The sequence below is a fragment of the Methylobacterium mesophilicum genome, assembly GCF_022179445.1.
Taxonomy (GTDB): domain Bacteria; phylum Pseudomonadota; class Alphaproteobacteria; order Rhizobiales; family Beijerinckiaceae; genus Methylobacterium; species Methylobacterium mesophilicum.
In genome coordinates this window covers 16,243-33,655 of sequence record NZ_BPQU01000034.1, presented here as the reverse complement: position 1 = coordinate 33,655, position 17,413 = coordinate 16,243, and the positions used below count along the sequence as shown (strand labels likewise).

Below are 17,413 nucleotides of genomic sequence, written 5' to 3'. Positions count from 1 at the left end.
CTCCCCCATCGAGCCCGAGGATGCGATCTTGGCGGCCGGCCTGAGACTCGAGAAGACTCACAAGCACCCGACCCTGCTGCTGGCGGGCGAGACCCTGGTGCTGGATCTCTGCGGCGGCGTGTGGCTGCCCGAGCACCGCACGCTGATCGTCTCCGATCTCCATCTGGAGAAGGGGTCGTCCTACGCCGCCCGCACCGGCCAGTTCCTGCCGCCTTACGACACCCGCGAGACCCTCGCCTGCCTCCACGAGGCGGTGGTGCGCCACGATCCGACGCGCGTGGTCGCGCTCGGGGATTCCTTCCACGATGTCCGCGGCCCGGAGCGGATGGAGCCCGGCGACCGAGCCATGGTGTCGGCTTTGCAGGAGGGCCGGGACTGGGTCTGGATCGCGGGCAATCACGACGCGGCGGTCAGCGAGGGTGTCGGCGGTCGCTACGCCGACGCGCTGACCCTGGGCGGCCTGATCCTGCGTCACGAGCCGAGCGCCGAACCGGTCTCCGGCGAGATCGCCGGCCATCTCCATCCCTGCGGAAAGGTCGCCATGCGCGGCCGGGCGGTCCGCCGTCGCTGCTTCGTCACCGACGGCACCCGCCTCGTGATGCCGGCCTTCGGCGCTTACGCCGGCGGGCTGAACGTCCGCGACCGGGCCATCGAAAGCCTGTTCCCCAAGGGGTTCACGGCCCATCTGCTCGGGGATGGACGGGTCTTCACCATCGGCCGGTCGCAGCTCGCGCGGGATTGACGGGAGCGCGCGTCACCGTTCGGGATATCGCTTCGCCGCGGGTGGGGGCCATGTGAACGAGCGCCGCGAGACGTCAGCGATAGAAGGTGTACGTCGCGCTGTAGGGCACACGCGCCGTCTGGCCCGGCGTGCAGACGCCCTGCGGTTTCTCACCGCCGACCGTGTCGCTCCGCAAGATATACTGCGTTCCGGCGAGCGATCCGGATCCAGTTGCTCGGCCGGACAGCAGCAGCCACGCAACGGCTTGGGGTCGCGGTGCGGGCGCCTGAGCGATGACGGTGCCCAGCACCCGGGAGCCGTCCTGCGCCTCCCAGACCGGTCCCTCGAAGTGACGCCCGACCGCGCGTCCGTCCGGCTGGACGAGTTCCGCCTCGGGCTTGGCGGGGCCCCAGGCCGGCCCCTTTTCGGCAGCGATGCAGGCATAGATCTGCACGCCCCGGGCGGAGAGCCGCGCGACTGCCACGCTGCCGGGCGGCGGCGCCAAGCCCGCCGGTTCGGCCATTGCGAAGGCCGGAGCGCAAGATGCAGCGGCGATGAGGGCTGTCCGGCAAGACCTGATGAGGGTGCGGGACGTGATGATGGCGTAGGAAATCGGTTCAGCTCCATCCTGACGGTCCGAACCGCCGATACGTCGCAAACCGCGTGCGCGTTTCACGCCGCGGCTCGCGCGTGTTCCGGGTCAGGCTGATTTCATGAACCGGGTGACACTCTCCGAGAGATCCGCTGAGTGTCCGGCAAGGCTCTCGGCGACGCCCAGGACAGCTTCCGCAAGTTGACCGGTGGCATTGGCGGCCTGCGAGACGCCGCCGATATTGCCGGACATCTCATGCGTCGAGACTGCCTGCTCCTCGACGGCGCTCGCCATCGCCAGGGTCAGCGTCGAGAGCTCGGCGACGGCGGCGGTGATCATCTCGATCGCCCCGACCGCTTCGCCGGTGGCGCTCTGGATCGCCGCAACCTGCTGGGTGATCTCGCCGGTGGCCTTCGCGGTCTGCTCGGCCAGAGCCTTGACCTCGCTCGCCACCACCGCGAAGCCCCGGCCGGCGGCGCCGGCACGGGCGGCCTCGATCGTGGCATTCAGCGCCAGGAGATTGGTCTGCCCGGCGATCGACTTGATCATGCCGACCACCGCGTCGACCTCGCGGGCGTTCTCGGCGAGCTGCCGCATCGTCGCGTCCGTGGTCTCGGCCTGGACCGCGATCTGCCGGGCACGCTCTGAGACCCGTCCGACCTGACCCGAGATCTCCTGGATCGCGCCGTTCATCTGCTCGGAATTCGCCGCCACGGACGAGGCCTTCTGCCTGGCGGCATCGGCCGACTGCGTCAGCCCCTCGGCCGAATGCTGCATCTCGCGGATCGCCGAGCCCACGGCATCGACGACACGGCTGACGTCGGTGGACATGTTCACCTGCGCGGATACGACGGCCCAGGTCAGCATCGGCCCGATGTAATTGCCCTTCCGGTCGTTGACGGCGGTGACCTGCAGGTCGAGCGTCTCCGGCCCCACCTTGATCTTGGTCCGGTGCGGCAGCCGGCTCGCATCCGCCAGCATGTTGCGCTGGTGATGCGGGTTCTTGTGGAACACGTCGAAGGAGTGGTCGAGCATCTCGTCGACCTTGATCGGCAGATATTGCTCGAGCGGCCCGAGGGTCCGCCGCGAGGTGGCGTTCAGGTAGTTGATCTTGAACTCGTTGCGGGGATCGGCCGTCATCACCGCGACCGGCATGTTGTCGATCATCGACATCAGCCGATCGATATCGTTCTTCTTGGCCGAGATGTCGGCCGCGAACTTGACCACCTTCACCGGCTTGCCGTGCGCGTCGAGGACGGGGTTGTAGGTCGCCTCCAGCCAGACCTCCGCACCGTTCTTGTCGATGCGCAGGAACTCGCCGGTGACGTACTGGCCGTCCTTCAGCTTCGACCAGAACTCCGTGTACTCTGGCGACTTGGCAAACATCGGTTCGACGAAGATGCGATGATGCTTATCCCGTACATCAGCCAGGGTGTACTTCATCAAGCTTAAAAAATTCTGGTTGGCGTTGAGGACTTGGCCGTCCATCGAGAATTCGATGATCGCCAACGACCGGTCCAAGGCGTCAAGCTTGGCCTGCGCCTCGTTGTAGACGGTTCTCTTGAACATATCGGTGCTCACGCTGCTCCCGCGGGCATATGGCCAAGATTGGGTTAAATTTTATCTAATTCGACAGTTTTTGAGACGGAATCCTATATTGATCGAAAACGGAAGAAAATATTCGTGCCACATCAATTATAATATTTTCTGATTATGGGTGTCGATTTGTATTGATGATGGTTTTTTGCTGATAATCTGGCGAATATCAGAACCAGCCTCGGCTTCGAAAATAAACGATGGGAGCCAGAGCGCTGATCAGGATAAGCGCGAGGGCGTAGGGATAGCCGTATGCCCAGTCCAGCTCCGGCATGTGCTTGAAGTTCATGCCGTACATCGAGGCGATCAGGGTCGGCGGCACGCCCACCACCGAAACCACTGTCAGCACCCGGAAGACGTTGTTCTGCTCGATGTTGATCAGTCCCAACGTGGCGTCGAGAAGGAACTGAACGTTCTCGGCGAGCCGCGTCTCGAACTCGTCCAAGGAGTCGATGTCGCGCCGGATCGTCTCGAAGCGGCCGTCCTCGGGCAGGCCCAGTCCGTCGCAGGCGGCCGACACGAACGGCACGATCCGCTCCAGGCCGAGCAGACTGGCTCGGATCTTCCCCAGGACCTTCCCGCGGTTGCTGATCCCGCGCAGGATCCGCCGCAGCGCCAGGTCACGGCGGCGGGGCGGCGGGCGTTCCAGCCGGCGGCGGTCGGCGCCGCGGACATCGAAATCGAAGATCCGCGTGGACAGCGTGTCGAGTTCGGAGGCCATGTCCTCAAGGGCGTCCGCGAGGCTGTCGACCAGTTCCTCAAGGATCACGATGAAAATCTCGCTCGGCGCGACGCTGCCGTCGCCGTCCGCGATGCGCTTCTCCGACGAGTCGATCGCGCGCATGTCGTGGAACCGGATCGTGACGAGGTGATCCTTCGACAGGAGGAACCCCAGCGGCTTCAACTGGGAATCACTGCGCTCGAAGGTGATCATCGGCGTCGAGAGCGACAGCCCGTCCTTCACCCGCCGCAGCCGGCTGGAGGATTCCACCTCCGACAGGGCGGCCCGGGACGGAACGCGCAGGCCGGTGGCCGCTTCCACGGCGGCGGCCTCCTCGGAGGTCGGGTCCTTCAGATCGAGCCAGACGGCATTGCCGGGGATCGGGCTGCCGCATTCAGGCGTCACCGCGCCTTCGGGTCCGTGCAGGCTCAGCATGAGGGCGCGTTGTCCTAGGGGAAATCGGGGCCGATGCCCCGTCATCGCGCCGTCGCGCAGGGGTGCGACAGCCTTGACTCGAAACCACGCGAGGGCTATCTCGCCGCCGTCATTGGCACTCGCCAAGACAGAGTGCTAACAGTCGGGTTTGGGAGCGGTCGCGCAGGCCGCATCAACGCCAACTGCAGACCTGAAGCAAGAGGGCAGCTCATGAAGTTCCGTCCGCTGCACGACCGCGTGGTCGTCCGTCGCATCGAGAGCGAGGAGAAGACCAAGGGCGGCATCATCATTCCGGACACCGCCAAGGAGAAGCCGCAGGAAGGCGAGATCGTCGCCGTCGGTCCCGGCGCTCGTGACGAGCAGGGCCGCGTCAACGCGCTCGACGTGAAGGCGGGGGACCGCGTCCTGTTCGGCAAGTGGTCCGGCACCGAGGTCAAGATCGACGGTCAGGACCTCCTGATCATGAAGGAATCCGACATCATGGGCGTCGTCGCCCTCTGATCGGATCCCTGTTTCCCGCCCTTTGAGGCCGTTCGAGGCCTTGGGGTCCAACCCAATCACAAGAGGCAAACCATGGCAGCGAAAGACGTTCGTTTCTCCGCCGACGCCCGCGATAAGATGCTGCGCGGCGTCGATATCCTCGCCGACGCGGTGAAGGTGACGCTGGGCCCCAAGGGCCGCAACGTCGTGATCGAGAAGAGCTTCGGCGCCCCGCGCATCACCAAGGACGGCGTCACCGTCGCCAAGGAGATCGAGCTCGCCGACAAGTTCGAGAACATGGGCGCCCAGATGGTGCGCGAAGTGGCCTCGAAGACCAACGACATCGCGGGTGACGGCACCACCACCGCCACCGTGCTGGCCCAGGCCATCGTCCGCGAAGGCGCCAAGTACGTCGCCGCCGGCATCAACCCGATGGACCTGAAGCGCGGCATCGACCTCGCCACCGCCGCCGCGGTGAAGGACATCATCGCGCGCGCCAAGAAGGTCTCGACCTCCGACGAGGTCGCCCAGGTCGGCACGATCTCCGCCAACGGCGACAAGGAGATCGGCGAGATGATCGCCCACGCCATGCAGAAGGTTGGCAACGAGGGCGTGATCACGGTCGAGGAGGCCAAGACGGCCGAGACCGAGCTCGACGTCGTCGAGGGCATGCAGTTCGACCGCGGTTACCTGTCCCCGTACTTCATCACGAACGCGGAGAAGATGGTCGCCGAACTCGAGGATCCCTACATCCTGATCCACGAGAAGAAGCTGTCGTCGCTGCAGGCGATGCTTCCGGTGCTCGAGGCCGTGGTCCAGACCGGCAAGCCCCTGTTGATCATCGCCGAGGACATCGAGGGCGAGGCGCTGGCCACCCTCGTGGTGAACAAGCTGCGCGGCGGCCTGAAGGTCGCGGCCGTGAAGGCGCCGGGCTTCGGCGATCGCCGCAAGGCGATGCTCGAGGACATCGCGATCCTGACCAAGGGCCAGATGATCGCCGAGGACCTCGGCATCAAGCTCGAGAACGTGACCCTGCCGATGCTCGGCCGCGCCAAGCGCGTCCGCATCGAGAAGGAGAACACCACGATCATCGACGGCGTCGGCGAGAAGTCGGACATCGAGGGCCGCATCTCGCAGATCAAGGCGCAGATCGAGGAGACCACCTCGGACTACGACCGGGAGAAGCTGCAGGAGCGCCTGGCCAAGCTCGCGGGCGGCGTCGCGGTGATCCGCGTCGGCGGCGCGACCGAGGTCGAGGTCAAGGAAAAGAAGGACCGCGTCGACGACGCCCTCAACGCCACCCGCGCGGCCGTCGAGGAAGGCATCGTCCCGGGCGGCGGCACCGCGCTGCTGCGCGCCAAGAAGGCCGTCGCCGAGCTGAAGAGCGATGTTCCGGACGTCCAGGCCGGCATCAAGATCGTGCTGAAGGCGCTCGAGGCCCCGATCCGTCAGATCGCCCAGAACGCCGGCGTGGAAGGCTCGATCGTGGTCGGCAAGATCACCGACAACACCTCCTCGGAGACCTACGGCTTCAACGCCCAGACCGAAGAGTATGTCGACATGATCCAGGCCGGCATCGTCGACCCGGCCAAGGTCGTCCGCACCGCCCTGCAGGACGCGGCTTCCGTCGCCGGCCTGCTGGTCACCACGGAGGCGATGGTGGCCGACGCCCCGAAGAAGGACGGCGGCGCCCCCGCGATGCCGGGCGGCGGCGGCATGGGCGGCATGGACTTCTAAATCCACGCCAACCATCGAGCTGACGAAGGGGGTCGCCGAAAGGCGGCCCCTTTTTTCGTTGGTGCGACACGGTCCCCTCACGCTCCCGCGTTAGTCCCGGCTTTCATGAGGGACGGCCGTGCGATGGCTGCAGAATGGTCTTCGCGTGCGAGATCAGCCTCGATTTGGGCAGCCAGCGTGAAGAAGCGCTGGCGGACCTCGGCGGCAAACGGATTCGATCGCTCGATCGCCTCGAAGACTTCCGGGGCGTCGTGCCGGACCATGTCGACCGCCTGCATGTGCAGTGAAAAGCTCCGCGTGGTCATATGAGTGGGAAGCGGCTCCATGGCGACGAGCACCCGCGCGATCAGATGCGTCAGGCCTTGCACCGCCGCGGCCTCGCGGTCGTGAGCCTCCGGCGTCGTGACGATCACCTTCAGTCTCAGCACCGTCCGGAGAAAAGCCGCAGCACGACGCCCCCGCCGTCCCGAGACAGCACACACCGCGATCTTCAGGCCGACGATCCCGCCGACGGCACTCTGGGGGCCGAACAGGGGATGGGTTCCCAGGATATCGACGCCGGCCGGTAATCCCGCCCGCATGATCGCGACCGGCATCATCTTCACTGAGCCGACATCGACCACCAGGGTCCCCGGTCTGAGGTGGGGGGCTATCGCGGCCACGACATCGGACAGGCGGGAAACCGGAACGGCCAGGATGACGACGGGGCAGCGTGCCGCCGCGATCAAGTCCGTTCGCACGGCGCCGTAGGTCGGGGAATCGGCCTCGGCCGGGCGGGGATCGTACACGCGCAGCGCCATGTGCGGCGCGAGATGCTGAGCGATCAGGCGACCGAAAGCGCCGAAACCGATGATCCCGACGGCGGGGCGGCCTTGAGTTGTTTAAGAGAATGACACGGTGACCTCGGGCAGGCGCGAGGTCGGCGGATCATGATGAGGTGCAACCGCCGACGACGCAGCGGTTGGGCATGATAAGCAAGCCGCCGCTATGAAAGCGGCGGGCGATAGGATGCGGTGAACGGCAAGCTTAGCATGATGACGGCCGTCTATGCCGTGCCACCTTGCTCGTCAACAAGGCCGCATCGATGCCGGGACAGGGCTGGTCGTGCACTTTTCTCAGACGTTGCTCGATCAAAAGTCCCAGGCTTCACTGCGCCGGGCGCGCGTTTCCCTTCGCGTTATCTCGGAACCAAAAAAAACGGGACGGCTTGCGCCGTCCCGTCTGTCGTCGTGCCTATCGGCCTAAGAAGATAGAAGCCAGTCGCTGGAGCAGGCCCCGCGGTGCGGGCGGAGGCTCACTCTGTCCAGGACCGTCCCCAATCTAATTGGCGGCGAAGGGATGCTGGGCCGAGTTGCGCTGCTCGGTGACGGTCGAAGCCTTCGGCTCGCCGTTCACGGCGCGCTGGATCGAGAGCTTGGTGGCCTCGTAGTTGTACTTCTGGATCTTGGCGTCATCGGCCGCTTCCCAGTGGATGAACACGCCGACCAGGATGAACAGGTCGTCGGCCTCATCGGCCGGGATGATGCCTTCGGCGACGGCGTCCTGGACGGCCTTGGCAACGCCGTGCTGGGCCGGGCCGAACATCTGGACGGCCTGACGGGCGTCGTTGATGGTGACCTTGTTGAACATCAGGGTGTTCGGCTTGCACGGCAGGTTCGGCGCGATGACCGCGAGCAGGCTGGTGAAGCCGTGCTTGTTGTTCACGAGGCCGTTGCAGAAAGCCGTCTCGGCGGGCGAGCCGCGCGGTCCGATGATCAGGTCGATGTGAGCGACTTCGTTGCCGTCGCCGACGAGGGCTTCGCCAACCTGAACCTTGGTGATCTTCGCCATTCGGTGTCTCTCCCTGGATTCCGAAATAGGGCCGCGGCGCCGGACAATGCCAGCGGCCGGGAAGCCATCCTTGTTATCGGCGCCCGAACCTCCGGACGAGCCGGTTGGGCCGAGCCGGTTGGGCCGGACAGCGCGCCGGACCCTACAGTGCGACCCAGCGGCTCACAACCCGCGCAAGGCCCTGGATCTGAGGAATTTCTTTGGCCACGGGGCGTGAAAAGCTGGAACTTATCCGTGCGTCACGCGAAGGCGGCGCCTGCCGTGGTCAAGGCGTCCCAGAACACGGTCGCGACCGTGAAATCCGCGCTGGTGCCGGGGTTGAGCCCGCGCGCCTTCAGCGACGCGTCGAGGACCAGCAGCGGCTCGACCGGACGGGTGGTGAGATCGAGGCTGTCGAGTAAGGTTGCGACCTCCCTGCGAACAGACTCCGCCACCGGTGCGCCGGCCTTGCGGGCGATGTGGCTGTCCGGAACGGTCCTGAGATAGGCCAGGTGGATCGCGGTGGTGCACCAAGTCGGATCGAGACCTGCGGCGCGCGCGCCGGCGAGGGCCGGGAGCCCGATCTCTACGATGTCCGCGAAGCCTGTGCCGTAGGCCCCAGCGATGCGGTCGCGATGCGCCGCCTCCGCCATGGCGGCGCGCAGGGAGGCCGGGGCGACGGCCGATACGTCGTGCCGCTCGGCCCGGCCGAGGCCTCCCGGGTTCGCGAGCCGGATCGCCGCGAAGACCGCTTCGGAATCGGCGGCATCGAGGGTGTCCAGCACCGCCTTGACCGATCGGCCCCCCTCCGCTGCGACAGCGAGCGGCGCGCACAGGAGCAGGATGCCGAGATTGGTGTTCTGGGCGACGGCCGCCAGGGTCGCCGTGACCCCGGCGCGGACCCGCGCGCCGACGCCCGATCCCGCCCGCGCCAGCCCCGGCGCCGAGACGTCGGCACTGGTGACGAAATCCGCCACCACCATGCGATGGCCGGCTGCGTAGGCATGGACGTTGCCGGGTTTCAGCGCATCGAGTTCCGCCAGGCAGGCGGCGCGGTAGAGCGTGCCGATCAGCCCCGGGGCGAGACCGCTCATGCCACCACGAGCCGCGGGATGCTGGCACCCCTGACCGCGGACAGGAAGCCGCGCACGACGGCGCCGGCGATATCGGTGTCGCACACGGTCTGCAGGCCGGACCAGGCCGGCATGGAATTCACTTCGAGGATCGAGAAGCCGCCCTCCCCGTCCTCGACGAGGTCAACCCCGGAATAATCGACCCCGACCGCGGCGGCGGCGGCCTCGGCCATCTCGGCGGCGTCCCGGGGCATGGCCCAGGGCAGTGGCCGGCCTCCGCGGTGGACGTTCGTGATCCAGCCGTCGCCCTCCCGGATCATGCCGGCGATCGCGCGACCGTCGCAGACGAACACGCGGTAGTCGCGCCACAGGCCGTCCCGCCGCGGCACGTAGCGCTGGAGATAGTAGACGCGCGCCACAGCCTCCTCGTCCGGCAGGTCCCCGGGCGTCTCGATCAGCGCGAGCCCCTCCCCTTGCGAGCCGAACAGCGGCTTGAGGACCAGGGGCGCGCCAGGGCGTGCCTCCCGCTCCACGATCTCCGCGGCGGCCTCGCGTTTCGAGACGACCCAGGTCTCCGGGGTCGGCAGGCCGGCTCGGGCGATCAGCAGCGAGGTCGCCGCCTTGTCGACCGAGCGCTCGATGGCGGTGGGCGGGTTCCAGACCGTCACGCCTGCCGAGACCAGGGCGTGAAGCACGCCGAGCCGCATGGTGGTCGCCTCGAAGGTGCCCCCCGCGATGGTCCGCAACAACACGCCGTCCGGCAATTCACCGGAGAAGCCCGGGACCCGCAGCGGTTCGCCGCCGCCGGTAGCCACGATCACGTCCGCCAAGGAGAACAGCACCGGCTCGACCCCCTGCGCCCGCAGGGCCGCCAGGAGCCGGGCCTTGTGCCAATTGCCGTTATCGGCCGCCAGGGCGATGCGCATGGATGGGAGACTCTCGACGGCCCCTTCCTGCACGGGAAAGCACCGGATCTGTGTGGATGCGAGGCGCTATCGCGAGGGCTGGCCGGGACCTGCCCCCGCTGAGGAGAGGGGACCTCGCTTCTTGCGATTGGCATCGCGACGCAGTCTACGCCGCGATGCCCGTTGAGCCGAAGCTGGAATGCCCCGCGCCTATGCGAAGGACGCTTCCACCAGCGTCGGCTCCAGGCGACCGCCGCGATAGGTAGCGCCGGTGCGCACCGATGTGACGATCGCCTCGGCCGGCGAGAACAGCGCGCCATCGATCTTGTAGAAGTCGCCGTTCACCCGCGAAAAGATCTCGGCGAACGGAGCGCCGTGGTCGCTCGAGGTGGTGGACGGGATCTGCTCGGCAAGCTGCTTGGCGTCGGCATCGTCGGCATCGACGAAGAGCTGCACCCGGCCGCCGTAGATGATCGCGTCGTTGGTCCGGCCCATCGCCTTGATGAAGTCCGGGTGCGGGGGCGACAGCGGGGCCGAGCCGATGCCGTCGACGATGGCGTGCAGGTCGAACCCGACCGTGTGGGCCTTGTGCAGGGCCACTTCGAGCACCCGGGCGACCACCTGGGTCGAGCCGGCCAGGCTCTGGGTCGGCGCGAAGATGAAGGTCAGGTCCTCGGGCCGCAGGCCGGCGGCCTCGGCGACCTTTGCGACGACGCTCTCGGGCGGTCCGCCGGCGGCTTCCAGCACCAGAGCGGTGTTCGAGGCCGAATCCCGGTAGCCGAGTTCCTGAAACAGATCCTCGACGGCGGCCACGGCGCGGCCGGGGCCCGAGCCGAGGGCGAAGAAGCCGGAATCACCGGCCTCGTCGGCAAGGCTCCAGCCCGCATACTGGCTGCCCAGGCAGGCGAGCACCGGATCGGCCGCATGGACGATCACGGAATACGGCCACGAGGCGATCGGGCCGGTCGGGGCGATGCTCACGGTGCCGAGGCCGCCGAGGCAGATCTCGGCAATGCGCCGTCCGGCCTCGATGGAGCCGCGCGCCTGGGCGCCGGCATCGACCATCCGGGCCCCGCCGGCCGTCTGCGACACGGACAGGCGCAGGGTCGCGGCGTCGGCCACGAACCGCTCGATCAGCGGCGCCGTCAGCGCGTTGACGCTGGGATAGGATTGGCTGGCACTCATCTCAGGGTTTCCTCGGGATGCATTTTCTCAGCGGTGAGGTCGGCTTGGAGCCGCATCGTCCGCGTGTTCAAACTGTCGAGCGCCGTCTGCCGGTCGGCCCCATGGGCAAACACCGTGCAGAGAGGCGCGTCGCGGCGGACCACCGTGCCGGGGCGCGGGCGGTCGCGCACATGATCCGGCCAGGCGAAATCCGGCACGGGCGCATGCTCCCGACCCGCGTAACAGATCTGGGCGGCGGCCGCATCCGCCGGTTGCGCACCGAGCGCCGGCATGGCGCCGAGGCTAGCCGCGATGTGGGCCATCAGGAGCGGCGTGCTCCGGCGATCGAGGATGTCGAGAGTCGCGCCGGGCCGCGGATTGATCTCCGTGAGCCACCAGCCGGACGCATCGGCCAGGAAATCGGCGCTGCCGAGCCCGCGCAGGCCTGTCGCCGCGACGATGCTCTCGACGGCCTCCGCGACCGTTGTGATCAGCGCGTTGGGGAGAAGCGGAGCCTCCGTCGCGGCGCCAGTTACGGCACCGCCATACCGGTAGGGCCGAATCGGTGACGGCGCGCACCATTGCTCCGTCACCGCCAGCGTCTGGATCGCGCGGCCGTCGGCGAGGAAGTTCAGCGCGTGGGGCCGGCCTTCGACCCGGGCCTGGAAATAGTGCGCATCCGGCGCGGGGCCGCGCACCGCCGGTCGAATGTGACTGCCGCCGCTGCCGCCGGCCCGCTTGAGCAGCCATCCGGACGGGTCGGGACGCGCATCGGTCGCGATCTTGGGATGCGGGATGTCGAGCCGGGCGCAGAGTGCGGCGAGCGCGAACGGATCCTTGAGTGCGGCGACCGCAGGCGCAGCTGCGCCGATCAGCCGATGCCGTTCCGCGATGCGGGCCATAAGATCGCGCGCGTCCTCGAAGCCGCTGCCGAGGACGAGGCCGACGACCGAGCCTGCGGTATCGGCCAAGGCGTCGATCGCCGCCAGGGTCGCGTCGAAAGCCATCGGGCTGCCGAATCGGCCCGGGAGCGGCCGGTAGGCTTTGCTGAGCGCCAGCGTGTCGGAATCGCCGAACAGGTCGGCCACGAAGGGGCGCATTCCCGCCCGCCGGGCCGCCTCCGCGAGGGCGCGCCCGGACTGAGCGGCGATCAGGACCGCCTCTGCCATGCCGGAATGCGCCGGAGCCGGCTCAGCCGGCGATCTCGACCGCCAGCGTGTAGGCGTCCCGGAAGTCGAGGCAGAGCGGCGTATCGGAGGCGAGCATCCGGTCGAACAGGCGACGCTGGGTCTGGTACTTCACATTGCCCACCGCGAGGGCGCCGATGCCCACGCCCTTGCCGGTCGGCAACGGCACGTCGACGGCATTGACGTCGATCCCCGCAATGCCGGCGGGCGGCACGGCGTTCACATCGGAGGCGACGAGGAGCTTCGGGGCGGATTTCAGATCCTCGGCCGAGAGGATCGGGATGCCGGCCGGCCCGGCGGACAGGATCACGTCGGCGTCCCGGATGGCGACGCGGCGGTCTTCCGGCGTCGTCCCATCGACGGCGCCGACCTCGATGCCGAAGCGCCACTTCATCGTGAAGGCGATCTTGGAGACGCGCTCCTCGCCGTCGTGGCCGACCAGGACGGTCTGCGCGCCCTGGAGGGCGCCGATCACCGCGGCCACGTAGGCGACCACGCCGGCGCCGCCGAAGATCACGATGCGCTTGCCGGTCAGGTCGGTGCCGAATTTATCTCGCAGCGCCCGGGAGACCTGCGCCACCATGGCGGCGCCGGTGGTGAACGAGCCGGCGGGATCGGCGAAGACGTGGTTCACGAAGGGCGGCACGAACGCCTTCTTGGCGCGGTCGACCATGTCGAGGGCGTCCTCGGCGTTCTTGCCGCCGATGAAGATGCCGGTGCGGGTGCCGTCGGCCGGGGAGCGCGAGAAGATCGAATCCTGGGTCAGCGACACGACGTCGGCGAGGCTGACCTCTGTGTAGGTCACCACCGTCTCGAAGCCGGCGTCGACGGCCATGTTCACGTCGAACGGGCTCATGTGCCGGAGCGGCGTCAGCATGTGGAGGATCGAGCGGGCCATGACGTTCTATCCCGTTTGGCGCGCATCAACCTGCGCCTGCAGACCGTCCAAACCCGCTGCGGGTGCCGCGGTCAAGTCCGGACCTGCCGGTTCAGTCCCCCGTGGTTATCGATGCGCCGCTGTTGCGGCCGCGGGCAATCAGGAAGCGGAGCGGCCCGCCGCGGTCGAGACTTGCCACCAGCGACCGGGCGTCGGCCTCAGACGGCATCAGCGCGAATCCGGTCGGTCCCCAGGACGACTGCCCGTAGCCGGGCACACCCTGCGCGGCGGCCTGTTCGAGGGCTTGTGCGACGGCGGCGCTGGCGTAGCGGCCGCCCTGGTGCGGGGCGAAGTGGTCGCCGATGAGATCCTGGATCCGGGTGATTCCCGCGCCGAAGCCCTGCGGCTCGGCGAGGGCGACCGCCGGCAGGACCTGCATCAGCACGATCCGGCAGATCTCGGCCGCTTGGGCCTCGGGGAAGCGCGGGAGGTCGCGAAACGCCTCTATCTCCCGCGTTCCGTGCACGCCGGCCATGCTCCGATCGAGGATGAGCACGATCCGCCAGGCTTCGGGGTAGGCGAGGCGCGCGGTGACCGGCGGTGCCGAGCCATCCGCACCGCGGCCGCCATCGACGATCAGGCCGCCCTCGGTAAACGCGCTGAGTCCGACACCCGACCGGTTGCCGCGATCCAGGCTGGAGGAGAACGCCGCCGCCGAGAAGGGAGCGCCGCTCAGTCGCGCCATCGCGGCCGCCACGGCCAGCGCGAGCTGCGTGCCCGACCCGAATCCGGCATGGGCCGGGATCGTCCGCTCGACCGCGATCGTCGCCGCATCGGACCCGCCGAGATGGGTCGCCGCCGCGCGGGCGTAGCCCCGGACGCGGTCGGCCTCCTCGCCCGTGACGGACAGCTGCGCGGACCGGCGGGCGGTGAGCGCCAGGGAGGGCGTGTCGATGGCCAGCCCGATGCTGCCGAAGCGCCGGCCCAGGCCGCCGTGCAGGTCCAGGAATCCGAAATGCAGCCGCGCAGGCGCCTCGACTCGGATGGTGCTGTTCGAAGCGGCCGCCTCGTTCCGCTCGGGGACCTCGCCCACGCCCATGTCTTCGAAATCCACACGCCGAACCGGCGCGCTTTTCCCATGCGGCGGGCGGCCGAAGCAACGGGATCTTGAGGCCGATCGGCCGAACCAGGATGCGAACCCCCCTTGCCGAGGCGCGCGGATGAATGCAAACCTAGGGCAGCGACGGCGCGCCGAGTTGCCGCCCGCCCCGACCTGTCGGGCGGGCGAGCCATTCCGATCCGGCGGGATGCTCCTTCGGGAGTGAACCTGCTTCGTCCGGTCTTACGGCCGTCGCCCGCTCCGAAGCCAAACAAGAACGTCGCGTGAGGGAGCATGGCAGCCTGGGTGAAGGGTGGCGCGACGGACGCGGGCACCGCCATCGAGGCGGCCGTATCCTTGCTCGCCAAGGCACGCGCGCCGGTGATCGCCGGCCTGAGTGCCGACGTCGCCGCGATCCGCGCGGCCTATGATCTCGCGGGGCGCATCGGCGCCTCCATCGATACCGCCGGCGCGGTCGGCACCTATGCCGAACTCGGTTCGCTGAGCCGGGTCGGCGCGATGAGCACGACGCCGGCCGAGGCCGTCGGCCGGGCCGATGCCGTGCTCGTCGTCGGCGCCGCCGCTTGGCATACGCCACTTCTCAAGCGCCTGATTGAGTCGAAGCCGACGCGTGGGCGGGCTGCCGGTTCGGACCGGGCGCTCCTGGCGCTCGGAGCCGGCGCCGAGGGTTCAAAGGCGGCGCTGTCCTGCCCGGCTGCGGGTGGGCTCGCGGAGGCCGTCGCCGAACTGCGCGCTTACGGCAAAGGCCATCTCGCGGGCGACACGCCGCAGGCCAAGCTCGTCGCGCGGATCGCTGCCGCGCAGTACGGCGTCCTGCTGTACGATCCCGCCGAACTCGGTGAGCTGGGCGTGGAGATGCTGCAGGGCTTCGCCATGGAGCTGAACGAGACCACGCGTTGTTTCACGCTTTCGGTCGCTGGACCGGATCAGGACCGTGCCGTCGTGCCGGTGGCCGCCTGGTTGACCGGGCAGGCCCCGCGCAGCGGGTTCGGCCGCCGCGTCCCCGAACATGATCCGTGGCGCTTCGACGTCGCCCGGCAGGTCGCTGCCGGCGAGGTCGATGCCGTCATCTGGCTCGCCGCGCTACCGGTGGACCGGCCGGACTGGCTGGCTGCGGTGCCGTCCGTGGCGCTGGTCGCCGAGGCGGAGGCCTCCCTCGCCGACGTGGTGATTGCGGTCGGCCGTCCGGGACGCGACCTGGGCGGCGTGTTGTGGAACGAGCAGCGCGCCGCGCTGACCTACTGGCCGGCTTCGGCCCCGACGGACCTGCCCTCCGCCGCATCGGTGCTGGGTGCCCTGACGGAGCGCCTGGTCGAAGGTGGCGCCGTGTCGAGGAGTGAGCCCGCATGCTGAGCGTGATCCGGGGCGGGCGCGTCGTCGATCCGACCGCGTCCCGCGATGCCGTGGGCGACGTCTGGATCGAGGACGGCCGCATCGTCGAGCCCGCAGGTCGGGAGCCCGATCGGGTGATCGATGCGTCCGGCTGTGTGGTGATGGCGGGCGGCGTCGAGGTGCATTCGCACATCGCCGGCGGGAACGTGATCACGTCGCGCCTGCTCCTGCCCGACCTCTACGTCAGCGAGGCCTCGCCCGAGGGGCATCCCTTCGCCCATGCCGGCGGGGCTGCGGCCTGGATCGGCTCGACCTATGCGCGGATGGGCTACACCACCGCGGTCGAGCCGGCGATGCCGCCGACCCACGCGCTGGCTACCCAGCTCGAACTGGCCGACATCCCGCTCCTGGATCGCGGCGCGCTCACCGTGATGGGCAACGACGACCAGCTCCTGCAACTGTTGCGCGAGCGGCAGGGCGGGAACGCCGTGCGCGATCTCGTGGCGCTGTCGGTCGCCACCTCGCGCGGGCTCGGCGTCAAGTGCATCAACGCCGGTGGCGCCTCCGCCTTCAAGGACGGCGCGCTGCGCCTGTCGCTGGATGAGGAGATCCCGGTCTACGGTCTCTCGACCCGGCAGATCATGGGATCGCTGCTCGACGCGGTCGAAGAGATCGGCGTCCCGCACCCGCTGCACGTCCACTGCAACAATCTCGGTCTACCTGGCGCCGACGATTCTTTCATCGAGACCTTGGATGCCGCGGAAGGGCGCCGCATCCACTTCGCCCATGCGCAGTTCTATGCCTACGGCGCGACCGAGGGCGGCGGCTTCCGTTCCGCGGCCGAACGGATCGCCCAGGCGATCGCCGACAACCCGAACGCGACCCTCGATATCGGGCAGGTGGTGTTCGGCCAGACCGTGACGGTCTCCCTCGACATCCTGCGCCAGTTCGCCGGTCGGAAGGGCGCCAAGCCGAAGAAGTGGGTGCTGAACGCCGGCGATGCCGAAGGCGGCGGCGTGGTGCCGTTCCTGTACCGGCCGCGCGGTCCGACCAGCTCGCTGCAATGGGCGATCGGCCTGGAGATCATGCTGCTCTCCACCGACCCGGAGCGGACGATCCTCACCACCGACCACCCGAACGGCGGTCCGTTCACGCAGTACCCGCGCATCATCCACTGGTTGATGGATAAGACCGAGCGCGACCGCGAGATCGCGACGCTGCCGGGTATCGTCGCGGAGCGTTCCAGCCTGCCGAGCCTCGAGCGGGAATACACCCTCTCGGAGATCGCCCAGCTGACGCGATCCGGCCCGGCCAAGCTGCTGGGGCTTGCCGACCGTGGCCATCTGCGGCCCGGCGCCTGCGCCGACGTCGCGGTCTACCGCGATACGACCGACCGCACGGCGATGTTCACGGCTGCGAAGCTGGTCCTCAAGGACGGCGTGCCGATCGTCGAGGATGGCGAGGTCGTGGAATGGCGCGCCGGCCGGACGCTCTCGCTTTCGGTCGAGTCGGATCCGGCGATGGCCAAGCGCGCCGACGCCTACCTGACGGACCGGTTCGGCGAGGGGCTCGACAGCTTCGCGGTCCCGGATGCGGCGTTCGACGCGGACGCGGACACCTTCGAGGCGGTGCCATGCCGGGCGTGATCAGCGGGGCCAGTGGCG

At 68.5% G+C, this 17,413-nt stretch carries 16 protein-coding genes; 5 read left to right on the top strand and 11 right to left on the bottom strand.

The genetic code is table 11. The features are described 5' to 3' along the window. Positions 1 to 28: 28 nt before the first annotated feature. Entirely contained in the window at positions 29 to 742 is a 714-nt protein-coding gene (gene pdeM, locus MFF40_RS23880; protein WP_147853821.1) for a ligase-associated DNA damage response endonuclease PdeM, read from the top strand. 73 nt (positions 743 to 815) lie between these two features. Here the strand turns inward: pdeM and MFF40_RS23875 are convergent, their stop codons facing one another. The 3 genes from MFF40_RS23875 to MFF40_RS23865 all read right to left on the bottom strand — a co-directional run bounded on the left by MFF40_RS23875 (position 816) and on the right by MFF40_RS23865 (position 4,065). Then, positions 816 to 1,244: a DUF3455 domain-containing protein gene (locus MFF40_RS23875; protein ID WP_147853822.1), complete on the bottom strand. Its 429-nt coding sequence runs from the start codon at positions 1,242 to 1,244 to the stop codon at positions 816 to 818. 177 nt (positions 1,245 to 1,421) lie between these two features. Beyond that, positions 1,422 to 2,882, bottom strand: coding sequence for a methyl-accepting chemotaxis protein (locus tag MFF40_RS23870; protein ID WP_147853823.1), 1,461 nt, complete (start codon positions 2,880 to 2,882; stop codon positions 1,422 to 1,424). Between the two features lie 196 nt (positions 2,883 to 3,078). Beyond that, a complete protein-coding gene (locus MFF40_RS23865; RefSeq protein ID WP_147853824.1) occupies positions 3,079 to 4,065 on the bottom strand; it encodes a CorA family divalent cation transporter in 987 nt (328 codons plus the stop codon). A 210-nt stretch (positions 4,066 to 4,275) separates the two neighbouring features. Between MFF40_RS23865 and groES the strand changes: the two genes are divergently transcribed. After that, the gene (groES, locus tag MFF40_RS23860) at positions 4,276 to 4,566 is read left to right on the top strand and encodes a co-chaperone GroES (RefSeq protein ID WP_007567860.1); all 291 of its coding nucleotides are present in this window, start codon (positions 4,276 to 4,278) and stop codon (positions 4,564 to 4,566) included. A gap of 72 nt (positions 4,567 to 4,638) precedes the next feature. Further along, positions 4,639 to 6,282, top strand: a complete 1,644-nt coding sequence (gene groL, locus MFF40_RS23855; RefSeq protein ID WP_147853825.1) for a chaperonin GroEL — start codon at positions 4,639 to 4,641, stop codon at positions 6,280 to 6,282. 77 nt (positions 6,283 to 6,359) lie between these two features. Here the strand turns inward: groL and MFF40_RS23850 are convergent, their stop codons facing one another. From MFF40_RS23850 to MFF40_RS23815, 8 genes are all read right to left on the bottom strand, one after another. Further along, on the bottom strand, positions 6,360 to 7,136 hold the full coding sequence (locus MFF40_RS23850; protein ID WP_147896508.1) for a prephenate dehydrogenase: 777 nt from the start codon (positions 7,134 to 7,136) through the stop codon (positions 6,360 to 6,362). 466 nt (positions 7,137 to 7,602) lie between these two features. Continuing rightward, positions 7,603 to 8,112, bottom strand: a complete 510-nt coding sequence (fae, locus tag MFF40_RS23845) for a 5,6,7,8-tetrahydromethanopterin hydro-lyase (protein ID WP_007568574.1) — start codon at positions 8,110 to 8,112, stop codon at positions 7,603 to 7,605. A 239-nt stretch (positions 8,113 to 8,351) separates the two neighbouring features. Beyond that, positions 8,352 to 9,185, bottom strand: coding sequence for a triphosphoribosyl-dephospho-CoA synthase (locus MFF40_RS23840; RefSeq protein ID WP_147896509.1), 834 nt, complete (start codon positions 9,183 to 9,185; stop codon positions 8,352 to 8,354). Beyond that, positions 9,182 to 10,090: an ATP-grasp domain-containing protein gene (locus MFF40_RS23835; RefSeq protein WP_147853316.1), complete on the bottom strand. Its 909-nt coding sequence runs from the start codon at positions 10,088 to 10,090 to the stop codon at positions 9,182 to 9,184. The genes MFF40_RS23840 and MFF40_RS23835 overlap by 4 nt, the downstream gene beginning before the upstream one ends. A 189-nt stretch (positions 10,091 to 10,279) precedes the next feature. Further along, positions 10,280 to 11,254 (bottom strand): methenyltetrahydromethanopterin cyclohydrolase, encoded by a 975-nt coding sequence (gene mch / locus MFF40_RS23830; RefSeq protein ID WP_147853315.1) that lies wholly within the window; start codon positions 11,252 to 11,254, stop codon positions 10,280 to 10,282. Next, the gene (locus tag MFF40_RS23825; RefSeq protein ID WP_238262492.1) at positions 11,251 to 12,402 is read right to left on the bottom strand and encodes an ATP-grasp domain-containing protein; all 1,152 of its coding nucleotides are present in this window, start codon (positions 12,400 to 12,402) and stop codon (positions 11,251 to 11,253) included. The genes mch and MFF40_RS23825 overlap by 4 nt, the downstream gene beginning before the upstream one ends. 22 nt (positions 12,403 to 12,424) lie before the next feature. Further along, positions 12,425 to 13,318: an NAD(P)-dependent methylenetetrahydromethanopterin dehydrogenase gene (locus MFF40_RS23820; protein ID WP_147896510.1), complete on the bottom strand. Its 894-nt coding sequence runs from the start codon at positions 13,316 to 13,318 to the stop codon at positions 12,425 to 12,427. Positions 13,319 to 13,409: 91 nt separating this feature from the next. Beyond that, positions 13,410 to 14,390 (bottom strand): beta-ribofuranosylaminobenzene 5'-phosphate synthase family protein, encoded by a 981-nt coding sequence (locus MFF40_RS23815; protein ID WP_378996147.1) that lies wholly within the window; start codon positions 14,388 to 14,390, stop codon positions 13,410 to 13,412. A gap of 300 nt (positions 14,391 to 14,690) precedes the next feature. On the opposite strand from MFF40_RS23815, the gene MFF40_RS23810 reads away from it, so the two are divergent. Further along, positions 14,691 to 15,770, top strand: coding sequence for a molybdopterin-binding domain-containing protein (locus tag MFF40_RS23810; RefSeq protein WP_147896511.1), 1,080 nt, complete (start codon positions 14,691 to 14,693; stop codon positions 15,768 to 15,770). Further along, positions 15,764 to 17,395 (top strand): formylmethanofuran dehydrogenase subunit A, encoded by a 1,632-nt coding sequence (locus MFF40_RS23805; protein ID WP_147896512.1) that lies wholly within the window; start codon positions 15,764 to 15,766, stop codon positions 17,393 to 17,395. Before MFF40_RS23810 ends, MFF40_RS23805 begins: the two co-directional genes overlap by 7 nt. Positions 17,396 to 17,413: the final 18 nt, after the last annotated feature.